This window comes from Corynebacterium sp. KPL2680 (genome assembly GCF_040225675.1).
Lineage (GTDB): Bacteria > Actinomycetota > Actinomycetes > Mycobacteriales > Mycobacteriaceae > Corynebacterium > Corynebacterium rhinophilum.
This window is the reverse complement of sequence record NZ_JBEHFM010000006.1, coordinates 1-24389: the sequence shown is the minus strand read 5'-3', so window position 1 is coordinate 24389 and position 24389 is coordinate 1. Positions and strand designations below refer to the sequence as shown.

The 24389-nt window shown below is 57.4% G+C and carries 23 protein-coding genes and 1 pseudogene; 15 read left to right on the top strand and 9 right to left on the bottom strand.

What is annotated here, in order from left to right; genetic code table 11:
• Positions 1-295: 295 nt before the first annotated feature.
• Entirely contained in the window at positions 296-1240 is a 945-nt protein-coding gene (locus ABRP66_RS04360; RefSeq protein WP_284781974.1) for a heme o synthase, read from the top strand.
• Between the two features lie 52 nt (positions 1241-1292).
• Here ABRP66_RS04360 and ABRP66_RS04355 read toward each other — a convergent pair whose 3' ends face one another.
• The 5 genes from ABRP66_RS04355 to mptB all read right to left on the bottom strand — a co-directional run bounded on the left by ABRP66_RS04355 (position 1293) and on the right by mptB (position 6928).
• Positions 1293-2261: a quinone oxidoreductase family protein gene (locus ABRP66_RS04355; RefSeq protein ID WP_284769774.1), complete on the bottom strand. Its 969-nt coding sequence runs from the start codon at positions 2259-2261 to the stop codon at positions 1293-1295.
• Positions 2262-2318: 57 nt separating this feature from the next.
• Positions 2319-3347, bottom strand: a complete 1029-nt coding sequence (locus ABRP66_RS04350; protein WP_284769775.1) for a COX15/CtaA family protein — start codon at positions 3345-3347, stop codon at positions 2319-2321.
• A 70-nt stretch (positions 3348-3417) separates the two neighbouring features.
• The gene (locus ABRP66_RS04345) at positions 3418-4182 is read right to left on the bottom strand and encodes an ABC transporter permease (protein ID WP_284769776.1); all 765 of its coding nucleotides are present in this window, start codon (positions 4180-4182) and stop codon (positions 3418-3420) included.
• Positions 4183-4267: 85 nt separating this feature from the next.
• On the bottom strand, positions 4268-5197 hold the full coding sequence (locus ABRP66_RS04340) for an ABC transporter ATP-binding protein (protein WP_284769777.1): 930 nt from the start codon (positions 5195-5197) through the stop codon (positions 4268-4270).
• 6 nt (positions 5198-5203) lie between these two features.
• Positions 5204-6928, bottom strand: a complete 1725-nt coding sequence (gene mptB / locus ABRP66_RS04335) for a polyprenol phosphomannose-dependent alpha 1,6 mannosyltransferase MptB (protein WP_349838379.1) — start codon at positions 6926-6928, stop codon at positions 5204-5206.
• 215 nt (positions 6929-7143) lie between these two features.
• Between mptB and ABRP66_RS04330 the strand changes: the two genes are divergently transcribed.
• The 9 genes from ABRP66_RS04330 to ABRP66_RS04290 all read left to right on the top strand — a co-directional run bounded on the left by ABRP66_RS04330 (position 7144) and on the right by ABRP66_RS04290 (position 16475).
• Positions 7144-7881 carry a helix-turn-helix transcriptional regulator gene (locus ABRP66_RS04330; protein WP_284769779.1) on the top strand — a complete coding sequence of 246 codons (738 nt, stop codon included), beginning with the start codon at positions 7144-7146 and terminating at the stop codon, positions 7879-7881.
• Positions 7878-9317: a Fe-S cluster assembly protein SufB gene (gene sufB / locus ABRP66_RS04325; RefSeq protein ID WP_284769780.1), complete on the top strand. Its 1440-nt coding sequence runs from the start codon at positions 7878-7880 to the stop codon at positions 9315-9317. The genes ABRP66_RS04330 and sufB overlap by 4 nt, the downstream gene beginning before the upstream one ends.
• A 4-nt stretch (positions 9318-9321) precedes the next feature.
• Entirely contained in the window at positions 9322-10476 is a 1155-nt protein-coding gene (sufD, locus tag ABRP66_RS04320; protein WP_284769781.1) for a Fe-S cluster assembly protein SufD, read from the top strand.
• Between the two features lie 30 nt (positions 10477-10506).
• Complete coding sequence (sufC, locus tag ABRP66_RS04315; RefSeq protein ID WP_005279139.1) at positions 10507-11265, top strand: Fe-S cluster assembly ATPase SufC; 759 nt, start codon at positions 10507-10509, stop codon at positions 11263-11265.
• Between the two features lie 46 nt (positions 11266-11311).
• Positions 11312-12556: a cysteine desulfurase gene (locus ABRP66_RS04310; protein ID WP_023022417.1), complete on the top strand. Its 1245-nt coding sequence runs from the start codon at positions 11312-11314 to the stop codon at positions 12554-12556.
• Complete coding sequence (gene sufU, locus ABRP66_RS04305) at positions 12556-13008, top strand: Fe-S cluster assembly sulfur transfer protein SufU (RefSeq protein ID WP_005279143.1); 453 nt, start codon at positions 12556-12558, stop codon at positions 13006-13008. Before ABRP66_RS04310 ends, sufU begins: the two co-directional genes overlap by 1 nt.
• Complete coding sequence (locus ABRP66_RS04300) at positions 13009-13416, top strand: metal-sulfur cluster assembly factor (RefSeq protein WP_005279145.1); 408 nt, start codon at positions 13009-13011, stop codon at positions 13414-13416.
• A 93-nt stretch (positions 13417-13509) separates the two neighbouring features.
• Positions 13510-15141 carry an ABC-F family ATP-binding cassette domain-containing protein gene (locus ABRP66_RS04295; RefSeq protein WP_284769782.1) on the top strand — a complete coding sequence of 544 codons (1632 nt, stop codon included), beginning with the start codon at positions 13510-13512 and terminating at the stop codon, positions 15139-15141.
• Positions 15142-15146: 5 nt separating this feature from the next.
• Positions 15147-16475, top strand: a complete 1329-nt coding sequence (locus ABRP66_RS04290) for a DUF2254 domain-containing protein (RefSeq protein ID WP_284781965.1) — start codon at positions 15147-15149, stop codon at positions 16473-16475.
• A gap of 59 nt (positions 16476-16534) precedes the next feature.
• On the opposite strand, the gene ABRP66_RS04285 is transcribed toward ABRP66_RS04290, so the two are convergent.
• Together ABRP66_RS04285 and ABRP66_RS04280 are read right to left on the bottom strand one after the other, a co-directional pair.
• The gene (locus ABRP66_RS04285; protein WP_284769784.1) at positions 16535-17899 is read right to left on the bottom strand and encodes a PFL family protein; all 1365 of its coding nucleotides are present in this window, start codon (positions 17897-17899) and stop codon (positions 16535-16537) included.
• 1 nt (position 17900) lies between these two features.
• Positions 17901-18170, bottom strand: a complete 270-nt coding sequence (locus ABRP66_RS04280; protein ID WP_034654051.1) for an ACT domain-containing protein — start codon at positions 18168-18170, stop codon at positions 17901-17903.
• 116 nt (positions 18171-18286) lie between these two features.
• Here ABRP66_RS04280 and ABRP66_RS04275 point away from each other — a divergent pair, with 116 nt between their 5' ends.
• From ABRP66_RS04275 to ABRP66_RS04255, 5 genes are all read left to right on the top strand, one after another.
• On the top strand, positions 18287-18955 hold the full coding sequence (locus ABRP66_RS04275) for an NAD(P)H-binding protein (RefSeq protein ID WP_349838378.1): 669 nt from the start codon (positions 18287-18289) through the stop codon (positions 18953-18955).
• 18 nt (positions 18956-18973) lie between these two features.
• A complete protein-coding gene (locus tag ABRP66_RS04270) occupies positions 18974-19951 on the top strand; it encodes a nucleoside hydrolase (protein ID WP_284849915.1) in 978 nt (325 codons plus the stop codon).
• Between the two features lie 122 nt (positions 19952-20073).
• Positions 20074-20820 carry an ECF transporter S component gene (locus ABRP66_RS04265; RefSeq protein WP_005283022.1) on the top strand — a complete coding sequence of 249 codons (747 nt, stop codon included), beginning with the start codon at positions 20074-20076 and terminating at the stop codon, positions 20818-20820.
• Positions 20820-21512 carry an energy-coupling factor transporter transmembrane component T family protein gene (locus ABRP66_RS04260; RefSeq protein WP_284784095.1) on the top strand — a complete coding sequence of 231 codons (693 nt, stop codon included), beginning with the start codon at positions 20820-20822 and terminating at the stop codon, positions 21510-21512. Before ABRP66_RS04265 ends, ABRP66_RS04260 begins: the two co-directional genes overlap by 1 nt.
• Complete coding sequence (locus ABRP66_RS04255) at positions 21503-22657, top strand: ATP-binding cassette domain-containing protein (protein WP_284796113.1); 1155 nt, start codon at positions 21503-21505, stop codon at positions 22655-22657. Before ABRP66_RS04260 ends, ABRP66_RS04255 begins: the two co-directional genes overlap by 10 nt.
• Before the next feature lie 208 nt (positions 22658-22865).
• Here the strand turns inward: ABRP66_RS04255 and ABRP66_RS04250 are convergent.
• Together ABRP66_RS04250 and ABRP66_RS04245 are read right to left on the bottom strand one after the other, a co-directional pair.
• Positions 22866-23015: pseudogene (locus ABRP66_RS04250) on the bottom strand (IS110 family transposase); the annotation flags it as partial.
• Positions 23016-23695: 680 nt separating this feature from the next.
• Positions 23696-24208, bottom strand: a complete 513-nt coding sequence (locus ABRP66_RS04245) for a hypothetical protein (RefSeq protein ID WP_284849914.1) — start codon at positions 24206-24208, stop codon at positions 23696-23698.
• Positions 24209-24389 lie beyond the last annotated feature (181 nt).

The window sequence follows — 24389 nt, the reverse complement described above, 5'->3', positions numbered from 1 at the left end:
TACTGAACTCCACACAGTCTAGTTACTTTTTTGATGGTGGTGCGGAATTATTGAAAGCTGCGGGTAACCGGTAAGCTGGCATGGCTAAGCGGTGTACGGCATAGCATTAGTTACTCTCTGCATTTCCGCTGCATTGATACGATCCATGTGTAGCGCATTTTAAATGTAAGCCATAGTGTGAATTAATTCTCCGGAACTTTTGTGCCGGGGTGTGCGACCACTACACCGTGGGCATACCGCGCTGTGTAGCGTGTGTGCTGTAGATTAACGTCTGTTCAGATAGTGGAGGAATTCCTTGGAGACCATCAAGGCCTATTTTGCGCTAACGAAGCCGAGGATTATTGAACTCCTCCTCGTGGCCGCAATTCCGGCGATGCTCCAAGCACAACGGGGCGTTGAGGCGGTTTCTGAAAATATCTGGCTCATCATTTCCACCATTTTCGGCGGTTGGATGGGCGCTGCTGCTGCCCATACCTTTAATAATGTGGTCGATTATGAAATTGACCAAAAGATGCAACGCACCCGCGCGCGGCCACTAGTGCGCGCCACGATTTCTAAGCGGAACGCGGCGATCTTTGCTTGGATCATGCTCGTGGTTTCGGTGCTCTGGCTGGGAATCCTCGCAAATTCTTGGTTGGCGGCGTTCTTCGTCATCCTCACGAACTTCTTTTACGTCTTCGTCTACACCAAGTTTTTGAAGATGCGCAATGCCCAAAACATCGTGTGGGGCGGTTTAGCAGGATGTATGCCGGCCATGGTGGGCTGGGCCGTGATTCGTGATAACGCGCCAGCAGGCGAGCCCGACCGCTGGTGGCAGGCAATAGTCCTATTCCTCATTATCTTTTTCTGGACTCCGCCACATACGTGGGCCTTGGCCATGAAGTATAAGGAAGATTACCGCAAGGCCGGCGTCCCGATGTTGCCGGTCGTGGCGACGGAGCAAGAGGTAACGCGACAAATCGTGTGGTATTCCATCGGCACCGTCATCGTCACGCTGTTGATCGTTCCCGCGGCATCGTGGATTTACCTTATCGCCGCCGTAACTTCCGGTGCGGTCTTTTTGTGGCTATCCATCCGCCTGCATCAAGGCGTAAAGAAAGGCGCAAAGGTAAAACCCATGCGCCTGTTTATCTATTCAAATAACTACCTGTCGGTACTCTTTATCGGCCTGTCCATCGATGCCGTCATAGGCTGGGAACCAATTGGCCGGATGCTCGGTTGGTCCTCCACCCTGTTCTAGAACCCAGTAGCACGTTCAAGCGCGAGCCTTTGTGGCCCGCGCTTTTTGTACCCTAGTCCTGTTTTACCCGCAGGACAATGGAACCGGTGGTGCTGCGCGATTGTAGGTCGCGGTGGGCCTGTGCTGCATCTTCTAAGGGGTAGGAGGCCGAAACGTTGAACTTGAGGTCTCCATCCATCACGGCCTGGACCACCGCTTGCGCGCGCATCTGGAATTCGCCCTCTTGCGCCGTCCACGCTCCAAGTGAAGGTCGCGTTAAGAAAATCGAGCCGTGCTTATTAAGCAGCTGAGGATCGATGGGCTCGACCGGGCCGGAGGCAGCACCAAAGAGTGCGACGGTGCCGCGCGGGCGAACGGCTTCGAGCGATTCGAAGAAGGTGGCTTGGCCCACGCCGTCATAGACCACATCGACGCCGCAGCCGCCATTAAACCGGCGAACCTGCTCGCCCAAGCCATCGCTGTAGCGAAAGACGTGGTCGGCGCCGCACTTATACGAAATCTCTTCCTTCTCATTGGTGGAGACGACCGTATAGACCGTTGCCCCCAAAGAGGACGCCATTTGGGTCAACAGTTGGCCCACACCACCCGCACCAGCGGTAATAAGGCAGGTAGCGCCTTCGCCCAGCTCATAGACGCCGTGGGACAGGAAGTGTGCGGTCATGCCTTGCAGCAGCATCGAGGCCGCGATTTCGGTGGGGAAATCATCCGGCACGGCGACAAGTCCATTTCGAGGGACGCAAACCTGCTCGGCATAGGATCCAAAGGCGTGGTGCCATGCCACCAGGGAGCCTTCCGCAATTTCTCCCTTGGGATCGTGGACAACGCGTCCCGTTCCCTCAAAGCCAGGGATGAAAGGCGTCTGAGCATTATAGATACCCTCGCGGTAGTAGGTATCGATATAGTTCACGCCCGCTACGGTGACATCGACTAAGACTTCATCCTCAGTGGGCGTAGGGGCAGGAACCTCGGCGTAGCGCAAGACTTCCGGCCCGCCCGTTTCTGTGATCTGGATAGCATACATACGGCCATGCTATCCCACAAAGCCCAGTAGCTGCAGAAAAATAGTGCTGTCTAAATCTTAGACGGCGGCGCGTTCCTCATTTAATGCATGCTGGCGGACGGCGTATTTATCGTCCCCGAGGGGCGAGCCTGAGATGAGATTCGGAGTGCCACCGACGCGGTGGCGCCCATGTGCCCAGAGCAGGGCGGTAAAACCGGTGACCACGGCGGACATACCAATGTGGAAGGGGACCGTCCACCGCGGCACGCCAAGATAGAACTGCAAGACGCCCACGGCCCACTGAATGAGGATGCAGACGATAAGGACCCAGCCAGCCTTCTTGGTGTCCTGCGGCGTGCGGTGCTTGTACAGCAGAAAGACGGTAATGGCGGTAAAGATGAGGTAGACGTACATGCACATGGCGTGGGCGATAGCCATGGACTCGGTATCTACATCCAAGCGGCCTTCCATTCCCACTCCGGAGTCACCGGAGTGCACACCGGAACCGGTCACCATGGTGCCGGTAATCAGGACGATCGAGAGGGCGATGGTAGCGATGACGGCGAGAATACGAATCGCTTGCGGGAACCGCGGCTGTGCGGTGCCATCATCGGGTTCCTTAATGCGGGCGTACAACATGCAGGCAAGCCATACCAGCACCATGGAGGGCAGGAAGTGAAGTGCTACGGACCACCAGCGCAGATCCAGGTGCACGGAGATGCCGCCGATAACGGCCTGCAGCACGATGCCGGCCACGTTGAGCCAGGCATAGACCCTGAGCTCAGGACGGCGGCACGCCATGTACATCGCGATTACTGCCGCGCCGGCTGCGGCGGAATCAACAAAGGTGAGGAGGCGGTTGCCAAACTCGATGACCTGGTGGATTGCCGGTGCTGCGCCTTCTACCGGCACCAAGGAACCAGGCTGGCACTGGGGCCATGTGGGGCAACCAAGGCCGGAGCCGGTGACGCGGACAATGGAACCAGATACGGTGATGCCGCCTTGGCAGAAGATCAGGATCAGCGCGATGAGGCGCTGTTGCTCCACGGTAGGGACGGCTTCTTTAAAAAAGCGTTTAGTTCTGGTCCAGTAATTCACAAGGTGCATCCTACTAGTGGGTGTGTAGCGAACCGAAACCTTTGGCTCTTTTTCGCAGGGATCTGGTAATAACTCACATTTAGCCGTCGAAGCGGAACCAACGAACGGCCGCATACGACGCCACTGCCAGCCACGCGGTCAAGGAAATGAGTTCGATGCCGGGAAAGGTGGAATTGGAGGCATCGGCAAGCGCGCCCGCAAGCGCCACCGTAGGCACGATATTGAGCAGGCCATTATCCCCTAAGCCCTGGGAATATAGGGCCCAGCCGACGATCGCCAGAAGGATGAACCAAATGAGGTTTGCCAGCGCGAGTACGGCCTCAGAGCTGAGGGTGCCGCCAAGCACCAAACCCATGGCGGTAAAGGCAGCGACGCCAAATATGAGCGAGACGATCATGAGCAGAATCCCGGGCACACTGATGCGCAGGCCCAAGGCAAAGGCAGTGGCACCGAGCACAAGAATCTGGAATACCACCATCGTCAACACGCCGATGATTTTGCCGCCGATAATCGCCCATGCCGGTACGCCGGAGGCGCCGGTGCGCTTTAAAGCCCCGTATCGGCGGTCAAAGGCCAGGGAGATGGCTTGCCCGGTAAAGCCAGCCGATGTCGCCGCCACCGCAAGCACCATGGGGAAAACCTCGTGCAGACCATGGCCTGTGGTTGATTCCAGGTGGGCGGTCCCAAGCAGGATGGCGAGTGGGATAACGATGCTGAGCAGTTGTTGTTCGCCGTGGCGCAGCATGAGCTTGGCTTCCATGCCGCCTTGGGCAAGGATGATGGCGCCTGCGCTCGCCCGCTTGGGTGCCGGGCGGAAAGTGCCGGGGGGAAACGTTGTGCTCATAAACGGGGGCCTATTCCTTGAAAATTCGCTTGTGGTGGGTGCGGGTACTGGTGATTTTAGGATGAAGACAAGACACAGGGCTTCATCAACTGCGCAAGTGCCTGCCTGTGAGATCGAGGAATACCTCCTCGAGGTTCCGGTGGTGGGATTCTAGGCTTCGCAAAAGCACTCCTTGCCGGGCGAGCTCGGCGGCGAGGGCGGAAATCAATTCCGGTGAACTGGGCTGGCTCACGCGGTAGTGCAGTGGCCGCGAGGCGGTCGTGGGGATCCCAATTCGCTGCAAGGCGTCCAAGTCAACTGCGGAGTTGGCGCTAAAACTAAAACCGGCGGCCTCGCCCTGGGAGGTCAGTTCTGCCGGGGTTCCCTGCGCCACGAGCGCGCCGTGATCCATGATGGCGATGTGATCTGCCAGCGATTCAGCCTCATCCATCAGGTGGGTGGTCAATATAACGGTGGCCCCGTCGCGCTTGAGGGCGCGGATGAGATCCCACACGGCGAGGCGGGATTGGGCGTCCATGCCCGCGGTGGGTTCATCGAGGAAAACCAGCTCGGGCCTGCCGATGACCGCGAGTGCGAGCGATAGCCGCTGTTGTTGCCCTCCGGATAGCCGTCGGTAGGACGTGCGTGCAACACCTTGCAAGCCGAGGGTTTCGAGCAACCATGCCGGTGGCAGTGGATTGGCGTTATAGCGAGCGGTCAATTCCAGCATTTCTAGCACGCGGATACCTGAGTAGGACCCGCCGCCTTGAAGCATGATCCCCACTTTTTCGCGCACCCTATCTGGTGCGGTGCTCGGGTCAAGGCCCAAGACCTTGATGGACCCGGCGGTGGGGTGGATAAAGCCTTCAGACATTTCGATGGTGGTGGACTTGCCAGCACCATTGGGCCCGAGCAGGCAGAATATTTCGCCGTGTGCAACGCTCAGGCTGAGCCCGTTGACGGCTGCCGTGGGGCCAAATTTCTTTACCACACCCTCCAAGGACAAGGCGGGGCTATCGGCTGGAATGACATTCACGGGTGCCTAGTTTAAGACACGGATTCCATTTCGGCGCATAGCACCCCACCACACTCCGGCTACTACGGCGAATGCGCAGGCAGCGGCGATATAAATGGAAAGCACCGTTCCCGCAGGTAGGCCTAGGCCACGTGGTAGGACGAAAAAGCTCATCGCGCCGGTATAGGCAACGACGCTAAACCGGAAGATGTGCCGGTTCGCCCACGCTGCCAATGGCAAAACGGCCCACAGGATGTACCAGGGGTGGACCACCGGGAAGAAAATGACAAGCACCAGGGTAGAGATTCCCAGCCCGCCGACGGGGTGGATATATCCGCGCAGGGTGGCGTACAGCATGCGGGCCATAAAGGCGACTGCGACCAAGACACCGAAACTGCGGGTGATGGTCAATATGGCGTCTGTATGGTCCCCAAGCCCTAGAAACATCCCGAGGAAACCGGCGCCAACTCCTACCGTTGTGGACAGTGAAAGCCAAGACCGAATTGTGGCGGCGCCGCCTTGCCCGGTAATCCATCCGAGGTTAATTCCCGTGATGAGGCTGATGAGCGCAATGGTGACTACGAGCACCGCAGCCTGTACGGCGATGGCCGTGAATAAGGCTTGCCAGCGTGGCACGCGTGCCTGCATGTGCAAGTGGCGGGCATAAGCCATGCCGATAAAGCCGAGTCCAATAAAGCCAGTAACCTTGACCATTCCGGCGCAGGATAAGAAAACTCCCGAGGCTATGAGTGCTAAGTAGGCTCCTCTTTTATCGTGCCCCAGCTTATCGATACCCCTTAAACCGAGTTCCATGCCCAATAACGACAATCCAAGCATGATGGATTCATTATGGATACCGCCCACGAGGTGAAGAATGGTCAGTGGGTTCAAGATGCCGAGCCATATTGCAGAGGCAGGGGAGACGCGGCATCGCTGAGCAAGCTGCGTGATGGCCCAGCCAGCCACGATGATGCCCACGATGGAAAGTAGGCGGTGGGCGATTACGCCTAAGACGATGGAGTTTCCGGTGACGATGCTGACGACTGCCGCCAATCCCAAGGCAACTGGCCCATAGGGCGATGGTGAATTTGCCCAGATAAACGGTACGGAGCGCGCGAGCTCGTCGCCAGCGCCCAAGAGCTGCACCGGGCCGGCGGAATAGGGATCCATCCCTTGTGCCACGATGGACCCATTGGCCAAATAAGAATAAATGTCTTGGGTAAATAAGGGCGCGGTAAAAATGAGGGGAATGATCCACCCGGCCCACGTGATCCACAGCTGGCGCAAAGAAACGAGCCGGCGGGAGCGATCGCTAGCGGGTCCGCCAGGTCGCGCTTGGCGCAGCGGGGTGCCCACGAATGGGGCGAGGAAAATCCAGGCCGTAACTAAAAGTCCCACGCCCACCATGACAAGGGCAGACGAGGTCTGCAGCATGCGTGACATGAGCGAGCCAAAGGGCACATTGTCATAAGGGTTGCCCACTACCGGCAAGGCACCCGCGCCCAAAGCACCAAAGGCAATGAGGAGGGATCCGACGGTTCCCGCCCACCGCAAGATGAAAAAGGTGCGCTTTTGGGAGACTGTGGTGTGCTGGAGGACCTCTGGCGCTTGGGTGATGAAATCGTAGCGAGTATCACCGGCTTGCGCGCCTGTGCCTTCAGCGTGCAACTGTGCGGAACGAGAACCTGCGGTACCCAAGCGCGGCAGTTCTGCCTTAACGCTATCGAGCACTCCCCGTAGTTTCCCTTTCATGGCTTTAGACCTTACGCGAGGACCGTGGGGTGGGAAATTTACCCCCGCCGCCACGCCCGGTAACTGCAATGGTGGCATTCCGGAATGAATTAAGGAACACTAGTGTTGTCTAATGATGAAAGCGCAGTTATGGCGCTTCCGTGGCGACGGCATTTTCGGCGCGACGGAGCACAGCGACTGCAGGTAGCTGACCTAAGGAAGGGAGGTTTTAGGGTATGGGCAACACGCAGCGCGCGGCAGCCGCGCATATGGCGGTGAAGGAATCACGATCCACGGATGGTGATACCCGCCGCCAGGTACTGCTGCTTTTGCTTAAAGATGGCCCTGTAACCGCCTCTTACCTGGGTGAGCGCCTTGGTCTTTCGACCGCCGGGATCCGCCGGCATTTAGACATTCTGGTGGAAGAAGAACTAACGGAAGTTGTCGAGCGCCGTCCAGTTTCTCGTTCGCGGATGCACTCCGGAACGGGGCGTGGGCGACCGGCAAAGCACTTCCGCCTGACGGATCGTGGGCGTGCGCAATTTGGCCATGCCTATGATGAATTAGCTTCTGAAGCGTTGACCGCGCTGCGCTCTGCGGGCGGTTCAGAGGCTGTAAAGAACTTCGCTAAGGCGCGGTTTGAGCGCATCATCGCTGATGTGCGTCCCTTCGTGGACGCGGAAGAATCGGTCGAGGAAGTGGCGCGCAAACTGGCTGAAACCCTGGATAAGCACGGGTACGCCGCCACCGTGGACCGTGCTGGACAGGGAGTGCAAATCTGTCAGCACCATTGTCCGGTTGCCCATGTGGCGGCCGAGCATCCCGAACTGTGCGAGGCAGAGCAGGAAGTCTTTTCCGCCCTCTTAGGCAAACACGTACAACCTTTGGCTTCTATCGCAGATGGCCACGGAATTTGTACCACGAATATCCCCTTGACACCTGTCAAAACTAATACTGAAAGGAGCGAGTCATGACCCAGGCACAATCGGCACCTGACAATAAGATGACCGATGATGAGATCATCGATTCTATTGGTGCGTATGAGTACGGCTGGCACGACTCGGACTCGGCCGGCGCTTCTGCCGCCCGTGGCCTGAACGAGGACGTTGTCCGCGATATTTCCGCAAAGAAGGGCGAGCCCGAGTGGATGCTGAACCAGCGTCTCAAGGCTCTGAATATCTTTGACAAGAAGCCTATTCCCTCTTGGGGTGCGGATCTCTCCGGCATCGACTTTGACCAGATCAAGTACTACGTCAAGTCCACCGAAGAGCAGGCACAGACCTGGGACGACCTCCCGGATGATATTAAGGCCACCTACGACAAGTTGGGCATTCCAGAGGCAGAAAAGCAGCGCTTAGTTGCCGGTGTGGCCGCGCAGTACGAGTCTGAGGTTGTCTACCACCAGATTCGCGAGGACCTGGAAAGCCAGGGCGTTATCTTCGTTGATACCGATACTGCGCTGCGCGATTACCCGGAGCTTTTTGAAGAATACTTCGGCACCGTCATCCCTGCCGGTGACAATAAATTCTCCGCGTTGAACTCCGCAGTGTGGTCCGGCGGCTCCTTCATTTATGTCCCGAAGGGCGTGCACGTTGACATCCCGTTGCAGGCCTACTTCCGTATTAATACTGAGAACATGGGCCAGTTTGAGCGCACCCTCATCATCGTGGATGAGGATGCCTACGTTCACTACGTGGAAGGCTGCACCGCGCCTATCTACAAGTCAGACTCCCTGCACTCCGCGGTAGTTGAGATCATCGTGAAGAAGGGCGGCCGCTGCCGCTATACAACGATTCAGAACTGGTCCAGCAACGTCTATAACTTGGTGACCAAGCGCACCAAGGTGGAAGAGGGCGGCACCATGGAATGGGTCGATGGCAACATCGGCTCCAAGGTCACCATGAAGTACCCGGCCGTGTGGATGACCGGTCCGCACGCTAAGGGTGAGGTGCTCTCCGTTGCCTTCGCCGGCGAGGGACAGTTCCAGGACACCGGTGCGAAGATGACGCACATGGCTCCCTACACCTCCTCCAATATCGTCTCCAAGTCCGTTGCCCGCGCCGGTGGCCGCGCTGCTTACCGCGGACTGGTGCAGGTCAATCAGAATGCGCACCACTCCACGTCCAACGTGGAATGCGATGCCTTGCTCGTGGACAATATTTCGCGTTCGGACACATACCCGTACAACGATATCCGCAACGAGTACGTCACGCTGGGCCACGAGGCAACCGTTTCGCAGGTTTCTGAAGAGCAGCTGTTCTACCTCATGTCCCGCGGCATTGCGGAAGAAGAAGCAATGGCAATGATCGTGCGTGGCTTCGTTGAGCCGATTGCTAAGGAGCTGCCGATGGAGTACGCCCTCGAGCTCAACCGCCTCATCGAACTGCAAATGGAAGGATCGGTCGGCTAAAGAAATGGTCGCTTCGAACGAATTCAATCCGGATAAGATCACCAAGGGTGACGTCTTTACCTCTACCAACGTGGAGGATTTCCCGGTACCGCACGGCCGCGACGAGGTATGGCGCTTTGTTTCCCTCCGCAAGCTGCGGGGCCTGCACAACGGGGAATTTGCTCAAGCGGTTGCCCAGGACGTGAAGGTAAGCGAGCACCCTGGCGTTTCTGCGGAGACTGTAAGCCGCGACGATGAGCGTCTTGGCCGCGTGGGCAAGCCTTCTGACCGCGTGGCCGCCCAGGCATGGACCTCCATGCCGGAAGGTCAAGTGGTAACCGTTGAGCCTGAGGTGCAGGTGGAAGATCCCATCACCATTACCTATACGGGTAAGGGCGAGGACGTGACCTCCTTCGGTGCCACCTCCATTGAGGTAGGCCACCATGCAGAAGCCACCGTTGTGCTGAAGTACGCTGGCTCTGGCACCCATGCGGATAACGTGGAGTTCATCCTCGGCGATGGCGCGCACCTGACCGTCATCGTGGATGTCGACTGGGAAAACGACGCGGTGCACCTGTCCAACCAGGTAGCTCAGGTGGGACGCGATGCAGTGCTGCGCCATAACTCTGCCATCTTCGGCGGCGAGGTCGTGCGCATCGTCCCACGCGTGAACTTCACCGCTCCTGGCGGCGACGCCGAGTTGCTGGGCGTGTACTTCGCCGATTCTGGTCAGTACTTCGAAAACCGCATGCTCGTGGATCACTCGGTTCCGAATTGTCGCTCCAATGTCCTGTACAAGGGCGCATTGCAGGGTGAGAAGAAGAACGAGGCTCGTACCTGCTGGGTGGGAGACGTGCTTATCCGCTCCAACGCACAGGGCACCGATACCTATGAGACGAATAATAACCTTATTCTCACGGACGGTGCGCGCGCTGACGCCATCCCGAACTTGGAAATCGAAACCGGTGAGATCACCGGCGCCGGCCACGCCGCCACGGTTGGACGCTTTGACGATATCGAGCTGTTCTACTTGATGTCCCGCGGCATTCCGGAGGCAGAGGCTCGTCGCCTCATCATTCGTGGCTTCTTCAATGAGGTCATCCACCGCATTCCGGTGCAATCCCTATCCGAGGAACTGGAAAACCGCATTTCCGAAGAACTGGAAAAGATCTCCGCTTAACGCACTTACAGAAGGAAACCCACAAAAACTATGTCTACTCTGGAAATTAAGAATCTCCACGCCCAGGTTCTGCCGAATGAAGAAAACGGCGAGCCCAAGGAAATCCTCAAGGGCGTCAACCTCACCATCAACTCGGGCGAGATCCACGCCATCATGGGACCCAACGGCTCCGGCAAGTCCACCTTGTCCTACACCATCGCCGGTCACCCGAAGTACGAGGTCACCGAGGGCGAGGTGCTTCTCGATGGCGAAAACCTTCTTGACATGCCCGTCGACGAGCGCGCTCGCGCCGGCCTGTTCCTAGCCATGCAGTACCCAACCGAGGTGCCTGGCGTGAAGGTATCGCAGTTCATGCGTTCCGCCGTGACCTCCATCCGCGGCGAGGCCCCCAAGCTGCGCGAGTGGAATAAGGAACTTACTGAGGCTCGCGAGAACCTGAAGATTGATAAGTCCTTCATCTCCCGCTCCGTCAACGAGGGCTTTTCTGGTGGCGAGAAGAAGCGCCACGAGGTCATGCAACTGGACATCCTAAAGCCCAAGTTCGCGGTCATGGATGAGACCGACTCCGGCTTGGACGTTGACGCGCTGCGCATTGTTTCTGATGGCATCAACCGCTACCAGGATGACACCAATGGCGGCATCTTGATGATTACCCACTACAAGCGCATCCTGAACTACGTCCAGCCTGATTTCGTGCACGTATTCGCTAACGGCCAGGTTGTTAAGACCGGCGGGGCCGAGTTGGCAGACCAGCTCGAGTCTGACGGCTACGACCAGTTCCTGCAGTAAAGACCAGCCCAGTGCTGGTTCATCCTCGATGAATCGAAGAAGTTTTATGTCTGGATTTGATGTAAACGCAATTAGGGAGCAGTTCCCAATCCTGCAGCGCACCGTGCGCGGCGATAAGCCGCTGGTGTACCTGGATTCGGGGGCTACCTCCCAGCGCCCGCTGCCGGTATGGAAGGCAGAGGAGGAGTTCGTTCTCCATACCAACGCCCCGGTTCACCGCGGCTCGTACCAGCTGGCTGAGGAGGCGGATAACGCCTATGAGTCGGCCCGGCAGGCCATTGCTGCCTTTGTTGGCGCGGATCGCGATGAGATTGCCTTTGCGAAAAACGCTACCGAGGCGCTCAATGAGGTTGCCTATACGCTTTCTGATGAGCGCGCGGGCGAGCTCTACGTAGGAGAGGGCGATACCGTCGTCATCACGGAGCTCGAGCATCACGCTAACCTCGTGCCTTGGCAAGAGCTCTGTGAGCGCACCGGTGCCACCTTGAAGTGGTACTCGTTGACTGACGATGGCCGCATCGACCTGGATTCGCTCGAGCTCGACGAGTCCGTCAAGGTTGTTGCGTTTACTCATCAGTCCAATGTGACTGGCGCTGTATCCGATGTCGAGGAAATGGTGCGCCGCGCCCGCGCGGTTAACGCCATGGTGGTGCTCGATGCCTGCCAGTCCGTCCCGCACATGCCGGTAGATTTCCATGCCTTGGATGTGGATTTCGCCGCATTCTCAGGCCACAAGATGTGTGGCCCCAATGGTGTGGGCGTGCTCTACGGCAAGGACGAGTTGCTGCGCAAGCTTCCTCCATTCCTCACGGGTGGATCCATGATCGAGGTAGTGAAGATGGAAGGCACCACCTTTGCGGAACCGCCAACGCGGTTTGAAGCCGGAACGCAGATGACCAGCCAGGTCGTCGGCCTCGGTGCAGCGGTGAAGTTCCTCGAGGAAGTGGGGATGGATAATATCCATGCCCACGAGCAGAAGCTCACCGCCTATGCCTTGGAGCAGCTTCGTGAGATTCCTGGCCTGCGCATAATTGGCCCAGAAACGGCTGAAAACCGTGGCGCGGCCATCTCCTTTACCGTGGAAGGCGTTCACCCGCACGATTTGGGGCAGGTGCTCGATGACCAGGGCGTATCCATCCGCGTAGGTCACCACTGCGCATGGCCGCTGCACCGCGCCTGCGGTGCACAGTCCACCGCGCGCGCCAGCTTTTACCTATACAACACGGAAGCTGAAGTAGATAAGCTGGTAGAAGCCATTAAGGCTGCCCGCGATTTCTTTGGAGTTGCCTAATGAATCTTGATTCGATGTACCAAGACGTGATCTTGGATCACTATAAAAATCCGCAACACGCGGGGTTGCGCGAGCCGTTCCAGGCAGAGGTCCACCACGTGAACCCCTCATGCGGTGATGAGCTCACGTTGCGCGTCAACCTTTCCGCAGATGGCAAGACCGTTGAGGATGTGTCCTACGACGCCGAAGGCTGCTCCATCTCCCAAGCATCGACGTCCGTCATGGCGGAAGAGATCGTCGGCCTGCCCTTGGAGGAAGCCAATAAAAAGCTTGCCGAGTTTGAAAAGATGGTTACCTCGCGTGGCCAGGACGAAGGCGATGAGGACATCATCGGCGATGGTGTTGCCTTTGCAGGCGTTTCTCAATACCCGGCACGAGTTAAATGCGCGCTGCTAGGGTGGAAGGCTTTTCAGGCCGCCACCGCAGATGCGCTCAATGAAGTGGAGAAGTAAATGACCGATCCCGTAGATCCTTACCAGAACGAGAATTCATCCTTCAGCGCAGGCGGTGAGCGGCCGGAGCAGACGGAAGAACAGCTGTCGAAGGCCTTTGACATCACCGAGTTCATGCGCGACGTCATCGACCCCGAGCTCGGTATCAACGTTGTTGACTTGGGCTTGGTCTATGACCTGTGGCTGGAAGAAGAAGATGGCAAAGAGCTCGCCATGATTAACATGACGCTGACCTCGCCGGCCTGCCCTTTGACCGATGTCATTGCGGAGCAGGTTGAGGACATCGTTACCGGCAAGAAGCTTGCCGATGGCGTGCGTATCAACTGGGTGTGGATGCCGCCTTGGGGCCCACACATGATTTCCGAAGAAGGCCGCGAGCAGCTCCAAGCTCTGGGCTTCGCGGTTTAATCAACACGGAATAGCGGGAAAGCGGCGGTAGTATTACCGCCGCTTTTCTGCGTGAATTAGTGCCTTGAGCTTTGATTGCTAGACTGGCTTGTCGTGATTGTGACCAATGATTTTGAGGTACGCGTAGGCGCCCGCACGCTTCTCGATGCCCCCGGACAGCACCTCCGCGTCCAACCCGGCGACCGCATCGGGCTAGTGGGCCGCAATGGTGCGGGAAAGACCACGACCATGCGCATCTTGGCCGGTGAGACCGAGCCTTATGGAGGCACGGTTTCTCGCTCGGGTCCGATTGGCTACCTTCCGCAGGATTCGCGTGAAGGCAATATCGAGCAAACCGCGCGCGAGCGCGTGCTTTCTGCCCGCGGGCTGGATGATATTAAGCGGCGGATGGCCAAGCAGCAAGAGCTGATGGAAACGGCAACGGACGAGAAGTTTCGCGACAAGGCCATCCGTAAATACTCCCGTCTGGAAGAACAATTCGATTCCTTGGGCGGTTACGAGGCCGACTCCGAGTGCGCTCAAATCTGCGATAACTTGGGCCTGCCGCAGCGCGTTTTAGACCAAAAGCTTAAGACGTTATCCGGTGGCCAGCGGCGCCGCGTAGAGCTGGCGCAGATCCTTTTTGCAGCCAGCGAGGGATCAGGCAAATCCCAGACCACGTTGCTCCTGGATGAGCCGACCAACCACCTAGATGCGGACTCCATCGTCTGGCTCCGCCAGTTCCTGTCCAAGCACGAGGGCGGTCTGGTCATGATTTCCCACGACGTCGAGTTGCTTGAGGCGGTCTGTAATAAGGTCTGGTTCCTCGATGCGGTGCGCGGCGAGGCGGATGTCTATAACATGGGGTATAAGAAGTACCTCGATGCCCGCGCCACTGATGAGGCGCGCCGGCGCCGCGAGCGCGCGAATGCGGAAAAGAAGGCCTCCGCGTTGCAAAAGCAGGCCGCCAAATTGGGTGCTAAGGCAACCAAGGCCGCAGCGGCCAAGCAGATGCTGAACCGAGCCGAACGCATGATGAATGACCTCGATGAGGTGCGCGTTGCGGATAAGGTAGCCAATATTAAATTCCCCGAGCCAGCCGCGTGTGGCAAAACGCCTATGAACGCTAAGGGCTTGACCAAGATGTATGGCTCGCTGGAGGTGTTCGCGGGCGTGGACCTGGCCATCGATAAGGGCTCCAGGGTCGTTGTCCTGGGATATAACGGTGCCGGTAAGACCACCTTGCTGAAGCTTTTGGCGGGGGAGGAGCGCACCGACGGCGAAGGGGGCATCGTCAGTGGCCACGGTTTGCGCATTGGCTACTTTGCCCAGGAGCACGACAATATCCACCCGGATAAGAGCGTGTGGGAAAACACCATCGAGGCCTGCCCCGATGCGGACCAGCAAGAGCTGCGCGGACTGCTGGGCGCGTTTATGTTTTCCGGCGATAAACTGCAGCAGCCGGCTGGAACGCTGTCCGGCGGTGAGAAAACCCGCCTGTCGCTGGCCACTTTGGTCTCCAGCCGCGCAAACGTGCTGCTCCTCGATGAGCCGACCAACAACCTCGACCCCATCTCCCGCGAGCAGGTGCTCGATGCGCTCAATACGTACACGGGCGCGGTGGTCTTGGTAACCCACGATCCGGGTGCGGTCAAGGCACTCGACCCCGAGCGCGTGATCATCATGCCGGACGGCGATGAAGATCTGTGGTCCGATGAGTACATGGAAATCGTCGAGCTGGCTTAAGCCTTATGAAGACGCTGATCGAGAGGATGCCCGCCTGGCGGGATAAGTTTTGGGTCATTCCCGCCGTAGCGGTAGCGGTAGCAGTCGTGGCGGCCGAAGGCATGTTGGCGATCGACCGCAACTTCGATCTGGCGCTCTCTCGACTTTATGACGGCAGCGCGGAAAGTGCCCAGGGCCTGCTCACCGCCGTTGCCACCGCCACGCTGTCTCTGGCCGGCACCCTGTTCTTTATCACCCTGACCGCGCTTTCCGGCGTGGTGACGGTGATGGGCCCGCGCCTGTTGCACGAGTTTTTAAAGGACCGTTCCATCCAGTCCACGCTGGGGATCTACCTGGCGACCTTTACCTATTCGCTGCTGTCTCTACGTGCCGTGCGTGCTGGTGGTGAAGGCAAGCAAGAACACGTTCCCTCGCTCAATGTGGCAGTCGACATTGCCTTGGCGCTTATATGCGTGGTCTTTTTGATTTACTTCATCGTCCACATCGCGCAGTCCATCAGCATGTCTCATGTGGTGCACGTGGTGGCACAAGATGTGGAAGAGCATATGCGGCGCCTTATTGAGCGTGGTGAGGAAGAGAAGGTATCAAAGGCCCCGGGGTCGGATTTCTACGAATCCGCCGACGCAACCCGCAGCTCCCAAACGGGCTACCTGAAATTCGTGGACTACAAGTCCATTGCCCAAGCCGCGGCCGAAGAAGATTGTGCTGTTCATCTTGGCGTCGCCCCCGGCGATCTCGTGTTAGAAGGCGAGGTCATTGCCCACGGCGTGCCGCACATGCCGGAAAACATTGAAAAGCACATCGTGGTCACGCAGCATCGCGAGGACGCCTCCGCGCACGACCCGCGGTTTACGGCCCGGCACCTTGCGGAAATCGCCGCCCGTGCTTTAAGTACCGGCGTCAATGACCCTTATACGGTCATCGATATCATTGATCGCTTCACGCAAATTTTGGTGGTCATAGGGGACAAGCGCCTGCCGCAAGGCATTATGCATATCGATGGCGAGTTCCGCCTGGACTATCAAACCTTTAGCTATGAACAGATCATTGAGGCGATGTTCACCCAAATCCGCCGCGATGCGGCCGATAACGCCGAAATCTATCTCAGCCTGCTCAATAACCTGGCCAAGGTGGTGGCACTGCTGCGCACCGTGGAGCGCCGCGACGTCCTAGATGAGGCGGCGGAGGCTATCTACTCCGATGCGGGCCGCCAGGTCGGTGGCAAGGTGGAATTGCGCCAGCTAGAGGATTCTTTTCAGCACTTTAAAGCAAACCTCGCCCGGTGGGAAGAATCCGAAAAGCCGGGCGAGGAGAATGAAGACTCCGAGTCCTAAGGGGAGCTTTGCGCGCTTGTCCTAGGCGCGTGTCCCCCTAGGTGTGGAGTACCCCACACCTAGTTGCGGAAACCGTGCACCGGTGCGGGGATAAAGCCACCGCGGTTAATGAACTGCGAGTTGCCCACCGTATTAACCGGGATGATAGGGGCATAGCCCAAAAGACCACCGAAGCTGACCTCGTCGCCCACCTTGGCGCCAGGTACCGGAATGACGCGCACGGCTGTGGTCTTATGATTCATCACGCCGATTGCGGCTTCATCCGCAATCATGCCGGAAATCGTGGCCGCGGAGGTATCACCAGGCAGTGCAATCATGTCAAAGCCGACCGAGCAGATCGCGGTCATGGCCTCCAACTTGTCCATGGAAATGGAGCCGGACTTCACGGCATCGATCATGCCCCTGTCCTCAGAGACGGGAATGAAGGAACCGGACAAGCCACCCACGCGCGAGCATGCCATCATGCCGCCCTTCTTCACGGCATCGTTAAGCAGCGCCAATGCCGCCGTCGTGCCGTGCGTGCCCACCTGATCGAGGCCCATGTGCTCGAGGATGTGTGCCACGGAATCGCCGAGTTCTGCCGTGGGGGCCAAGGAAAGGTCAATGATGCCGAAGGGCACGCCGAGGCGCTCGGAGGCCATATTGCCCACGAGCTGCCCGGCGCGGGTGATCTTGAAGGCGGCCTTTTTCACTTCCTCTGCAACCTGATCCAGGGTTGCGCCCTCCAAAGAGCCGAGGGCGCGGTCCACCACGCCAGGGCCCGAGACACCGACGGAAACGACGCAGTCCGGCTCCTCGATGCCGTGGAAAGCACCGGCCATAAACGGATTATCGCCCACGGAATTGGCAAAGACGACGAGCTTGGCGCAGGCGATTGCGGAATTATCCTTGGTAAGCTCCGCGGCTTCCTTAATGACCTCGCCCATCTGCTTCGTTGCATCCATATTGATGCCGGCGCGAGAGCTGGCGATATTGACCGAGGAACACACCACGTCCGTTTCAGCCAGAGCTTCTGGGATCGAGGCGATGAGTTTTTGTTCTGCGCTCGTCGCGCCCTTTTCCACCAGTGCGGAGTAGCCGCCGACGAAGTTAACGCCTACTTCCTTGGCGGCCTTGTCCAGCGCCCGTGCGGCATCGACCGGGTTGCCATCCAAGCCTGCGACAACGAGGGAGATTGGGGTGACGGAGATGCGCTTGTTGACGATCGGGATGCCGAGTTCACCTTCGATGCCCTCGCATACCTCAACCAAGCGGCCGGCTTGCTGCGTTACGCGGTCGTAGATGGCCTGGCAGGTTGCCTCCATGGTCGAGCGCGTGCATCCCAGCAGGGAAATGCCCATCGTCACGGTGCGGATATCGAGACGATAATTTTCGATCATCTCGATGGTGTCCAAGATATTGGTGGTATTAAAACGCGTGCTCATGTTAAATCTCGTTCATGGCGGTAAAGAGGTCTTCGGACTGAATGCGGATGGATTGCTGCTTTTCCTCCGCCACCGGGCGCATCCGCTCCTTGATGGTCTGGATGGATACGGCATCCGCATCGAATTCAACGCGGAGAATCATGGTGAAGTAGTCACCCATAATGGTCTGCGAGACATCAATGACGTTAATGTCTAGATCAGCAAGGGTCGTGGTCACTGCGGCAATGATTCCGGTGCTATCGGCACCGGTGACGGTCATAATGGCATACATAACCGATATTCTATCTGGTTCGGTGGGTAAGGCTCACACCACGGGCGCGGCATGTAGTTAGTTCGCCGCGAAAGAGCCGCTGCAGCATAAAAAATGCGCTGTTACCATGGGGCGCTATGACTGATACTAAGAAAAAGGTTTTGTACATCGGTGGACACGGCAAGGTTGGCCTGCTGGCGGCTCCAAAATTAGCGGAAGCTGGCCACGAGGTTCACTCGCTTATCCGTAACCCAGACCAAAAGGCCGATATCGAGCAGGCCAACGCTACGACGGTTATTGCAGATATTACCGAGCAGTCCGTTGACCAATGGGCCGAGCTATTCGCAGATTATGACGCAGTTGTATGGGGTGCCGGAAACGGCGGCCGTGGCGGCGCAGAGCTGACGTGGGCGGTTGACCGCGACGGCGCCCTGGCGGCCATCGAGGCTCTGGAAAAGCTGGGCAAGGATGTCCCGCAATTCGTCATGATTTCTTATGTCGGCTCTCAGGTTGCGACGACCGATCCAGCCGATGAAAAGTGGTATGCCTACGTGGAATCCAAGAAGGAAGTAGACAACCGCTTGGCAGACAGCTCCATCCCACACATCATCCTGAAGCCCGCTGGCCTGACGGAAGAGCCCGCGCAGGGACTGGAGTTCGCCGAGGACAAGATGCTGCAAGAAGGTCAGACCTCGTCTCGTGACCTAGTGGCAGACGTCATCGTAGAGGTACTGGGCCGCGAAGAGCTTCCAACGTCCCCAGTCGTATTCGTTGACGGCGACAAGCCAGTAAGCTCCATTAAGTAATAGTCAGCCAAACTATCTATGAGTGTTTCGCGCCCAGCTGTATTGCTCGACTGCGATCCAGGGATTGATGACTGCCTCGCCCTAATGTACTTAGCGGGGCTGCATCACGCAGGCGAGATTGAATTAGTGGGCGTGAGCACGACTGCTGGAAACGCCGAGGTCCAGCAGACTGCCACCAATGCACGGTGGATTTTGGACCTCTGTGGATTGCCGGAGGTCCCCGTCGCGCCTGGGCGGCCGACTCCGCTCGAAGTTGAGCTGGCCACAACCCCGGAAACACACGGGGAGACCGGCTTGGGCTATCTTGCTGCACCCGACCACGATTTCGGCGATATTCACTGGCAGGAGTTGTGGTCGACCGCGATTGCCCACAATCCAGGTCTGCACCTCATTATCACCGGGCCGGTAACTAATTTGGCAGACTTCGAGCGGGAGCATGGCGATGCCGTTGCGCGGTGCGGCTCGATTACCATCATGGGCGGTGCCGTTAATTACCGCGGCAATACGACGCCGACTGCGGAGTGGAATTTCTGGGTGGATCCGCACGCTGCAGCTCACCATTTCGCAGCTTCAGCGGCACTACCCAGCACTCTCTGCTCGCTCGAAGTTACCGAGCAATTTCTCATCACCCCAGAGCGCTTGGCAGAAATTCAGGGGATTCTTGGTACACACCCGATGGCAGTAACATTGCCGGAGATACTGCGGTTCTACTTCGAATTCCATCAAGCGCAAAAAGAAGGCTACCAAGCCCAGATTCATGATCTTCTGACCTGCATAATTGCCCTAAAGAAGATACCGTTTGAGGCGGTAGAAACGACCATTGATGTGGAAGCGGACTCTGCGCTGATGCGCGGTACCAGCGTCGCAGACCTCCGCAATCACTGGGATCGGCCGACTAATGCCTCGCTGGTGACCAGCGCAGACATTCCAGCCGCCCACGGCGAATTCGACAGGGTGCTGCGAACTTTGGGCGCGCGTGTTGCTCCCGGCGAATAAATCTTTTACCCTAATCCGCAGCGCATACGCCACATTTTCCTACGCTGAGGTGACATAGGCTGGGACCAAAAAAGCAGTGTGCCCCATTCTCCTTTACACATTGATGGATTAGGAATACCTCTATGCCTCAGCTTTCTCTTACCCCTGCCCGCCGGGGGATGGTCATCGCGGGCGCCGCGCTAGTCGTCGCCACATGGATCTACTTGGTGCTTTTCCGCCCGACCGATTGGGAGTCCGTAGCGGGCTCCGCCGAAGCCTTGATCACTTTGGCCGGCTACCTCATCGGTGCGGCTCTGTTGCTTGCCGGCACCGTGCCGTCCCTGCCAGCTCGTACCATCGCCATTATTCCCATCGCGTTGGTTCTTAATATCGTGGTGGGCCAAATCATCGGTTCGAGCGGCATTCCGCTGTATATCGACTCCGTGGGAACCATCTTGGTAGCTGCCCTCGCAGGCCCCATCGCCGGGCTCGCTACCGGTACGCTGTCATCAGTGGTCTGGGGCCTGCTTAACCCGATGGCGCTCCCCTTCGCCGCCGTTTCCGCGGCTACCGGCTTCCTTTCTGGCTGGGCCATTCAAAAGGGTGCGTTCACCAAGATCTGGAAGGTCATCGTCAGTGGTGCCATTATCGGCATCATCTGCGGTATGCTCGCCGCTCCTGTTGCCGCCTTCGTCTACGGTGGTACGGCTGGTGTCGGTACCGGCGCGCTCACGTCCCTCTTCCGCGAACTGGGCAACTCCTTGATTGCATCCGTGACGATGCAGTCCCTCATCTCTGACCCACTGGATAAGGCCGTCGTCTTCCTTATCGTGTGGGCTGCCGTGAAATCCTTGCCCAAGCGCACCCGGGAATCCTTGCAGCCTCGCTAATGTATCGCCTTCACCCGTCGACGGTCCTCACCATTGCTGCGTGCGGTTGGCTACTCATCCTCGCTCTCAATAGCCCACTAACATCTGCACTGGTCGCAGGCGCAATGCTTGCCTATGGCGTGTGGGCCACGAGGTCCATCGCGATCGTCTTGGCCTCTGGGGCGCTCTGTGTTCCGGTGGCCTTATCGATGCTGGTGATCCACGCCCCTTATGGCGATAACCAACTGATTCCGCTGGTCACAACCGATGGCCTGCTTGTTGCCGCCACGCTAGCCCTGCGCTTTTTCGCGTTAATGGTGTGCTTCATCGTGGCGATGTCCGTGCTGCGAATTTCCGATATTGCGAAATGGCTCCAGGTCTCGCGCGCAGGACACAAAATTGCCTATATCGTTGGTGCTTCACTGCAGTCTTTACCGCAAGGTGCGCAAGCCTGGCGGACCGTCCGCGACGCCAACCAGCTGGCGGGAATCAAAGTGACGTGGCGCAATACTATTTCCCGGGTGGTCATCCCAGTGATTTCGCGCCTTTTGATCCAAGGCACCGAGCGTGGCCACGCCCTTGCCGCCGTGGGCTTTGATGAAGAGGGGACCAGGACCCTTTTGCGGCCGGTACCGGATTCAATCCTGTCCCGCGTGCTGCGCTACATCGTTCCCCTTGGAACCATAGGAGTCATGGTCTTTGTATGGATATAGACGATATTCAGCCAAGTAAGGGAAGCATCGTCCAAGTACTTGTGCCTTCGGATGCCATCGCCGAAAACGTGGCGCAAGAGCTGGGCGAAAAATTCTCTACGTCTGCCATCATCGGTACTGACTCTTCCGCGCAGATGAGCTACCTGCGCGATACCTGCATCGAAGAAGTGGTCCTAGGATTAGAAAACCAGGGTGAGGACCCAGCCCGCATGCAGGTGCGGGGAGAGGAAATGCTCGCGGCGGTGGGGCTCAGCGGTTACGCGGAGAAGAACCCCACCCAGCTTTCGGGCGGTCAGACGCGGAGGCTCGCCGCTGCATGCGTAGCGAGCCGCGAGCCCGAGGTACTCATTATTTGTGAGCCGAGCGCGGGTCTTGACCCCACATCGTTGGCGATGATGGTGAAGCTATTGCATTCGCTGCGCAATACCTGCGTTCTTGCCGTGTCATCCATGCATTGGCCCGAATTGGGTGGGGAAGTCGTAGGGGAGATCCCACAACCAGCCCCAGTAAGCGTAGACGTGATTTCTTCTTATGGATCCCGGGGATCTCTTGGTCCGCTTACTGCGCGCCGCGGGCAAGAAAAGAAGCGGTGGTGGCAATCGGCGAAGCCTTCCGGCAATACCTTTAGCGTCGGACCGGTAACCATACCCATTCGCGGAGGGGGCGTGACTTGGTTGCGCGGGGCAAACGGTACTGGAAAAACGTCTCTCCTGCGCGCCGCCGCCGGCCTTGATGGGGCACAGCGCCCAGCTGAGCCCCGGGGATTGGTCCTCCAATCTCCTTATGACCAGGTAATATATTCCACCTTGGGTGACTTTGTTTCCGATAGCGCGTTACGGGAGCTACTAGAGCTTGATGCGGCTGAGCACCCATTAGATCTATCCGCCTCCCGGCTCAGGCTGGCTCAAACGGCACATGTGGTGGGGATGGGCCACGGAATCTTGCTCATGGATGAGCCCGATAGCCTGCTTTCGCTAACGGACCGAGCACTGATGCATCAACTAATTCACGGCGCGCTGGAATCAGGAGCGGCAATAGTGCTTACATGCCACGATCCAGGCTTCGTCGAAGAGATCGCGCAGTATGTCAGTATTCAGGAAGTGGAGCTTTCCAATACCGGCGGCTTGGCAGAGGGCGCCGACTAACCCAGTCTGCGTTCAGCTGGCGCCTTCGCCTCCCAGAGAGAAAAGCGGAGTGACGAAGGCGGGGGTGTTCCTATATAGTTTGTCAATCTCGCGGGTGAGGTTGATTGGTGCGGATCCTCAACTCGGGATTTTTAGGTGTGTTGTTTTGCGCGCGACTGGTAGCCGACTGGGATTTTTCCGAGTCGGCTTGTTTCGCTGTTAGGGGATAGGCTGCTGCGGCTTCCTTTGCTGGAGCGGGGTCGCGGTAATACTCGTGGTTACGCATCATGGCGTAGAGGACGTTGATTCGTCTGCGGGCGAGTGCTACGACCGCGGCGTTGTGACGCTTGCCTTCCTTGCGCTTTCGTTCATAGAATTGCGGTCCTTACCCCCGACGTGTCCACTTTCCAGGGGTCAGGCCCTATAGACCACCTGGGAGAATAGATACACCCGCAGTTAAAACCCTGTGGATAATCAACTGGTGTGTGATAAATATGCGCAGAGTGCTTCCGGATAAAAAGAAAGCGCCCGCAGGGCGCTGCTTCTCTGTGATTGGGTTAGTCGGGCTCGGGGTGAGGTGGTTTCTGCTGAACTGATGGGGCGGTTCTGGTGACGGTCACTCCGCCTGTGTCGGCTGTAATGCCGGCGTTGGGCCACGCGGTAATGGTCTCAAAAACGGCTTTCTTTACTTCATTACAGAAGCTTCTTCGTGCGTACCAGAGAGCCTCCTGCCGCCGCAACAGCTAGCGTAGCTATTAGCGCGGGAAAATACACATCCTGTGTGAGTAAAAAATCATGTACAAAGATTGCGATACTAAAACAGAGTCCAATCCACATTGTGAATAAACCAAACCGGCGTATTCCCCGTTGCTGAGCTTTTCGATCTAATCTTTGTCTCTCTGGAAGGAGACCAAGCAGCAAGGCACCAATGACTGCGAATCCAATACTCAAAGGTAGTTGGTGGAAAAACGCGAAAACACATGTTAGTGCTGACACTATTATGCCGAGTTCTATTCGAGTGACGTGCATGATCTCTTTTCCAAAATTAAGCACTTGATTTTAGCACTGGCTGCTCACAAGAGCGAAGAAAGCATCGACTCCATAAGCCCAAATAGCGGCGGCTAGTGCTGCCCCTGCAGGCCCCTCGGCTGCGATTATTCCCGCTGCTGCTGTCCAACCGACATGATGAATTACTCCTACTGCCCAAAGTAGCATCGCACAAGGCACCGAGGACCAATTAAAATATGGAGTAACAACCGGTTTTCCTTGTACTGAATTTCCTCGCATATTTGGAATCTTAAATGTTTGTTCATCGTTGTTTTCATCGATTACGGTCGCTGTGCTTGTAGCTTTATCAACCGTGACCTGATATTGATGATCTGGGGTCGATACTTGGAATTGACTTCCGGAAAGCCTTTGAATCTTAGTACCTTCGGAAAATAAAGTATCTTCAGAATTTTTGGGCACAGATTGATGCTTTGACTGAGCTGTCATAGGAGCCGGTGCCGCGTGAGCCTCTACGCCAGTAAAACTAAGGAGTGTGGCAACCAAAAACGCCACGGGTTTTCTCATTGTTTTCCTTTCTAAAGATGGCGTCCACAAACAATTTTAATGTTAGATCTAGTTAGGCAAAATAAGAAGAGAGCAAACTTATAATGTGATAATAAACTAAATTCTGCGGTTACCCTCGAGTAGTGGACACCCTATTAGTACGGATCTTGTGTCCGTAGGAGAGGATGTTCATTGTGAGTTC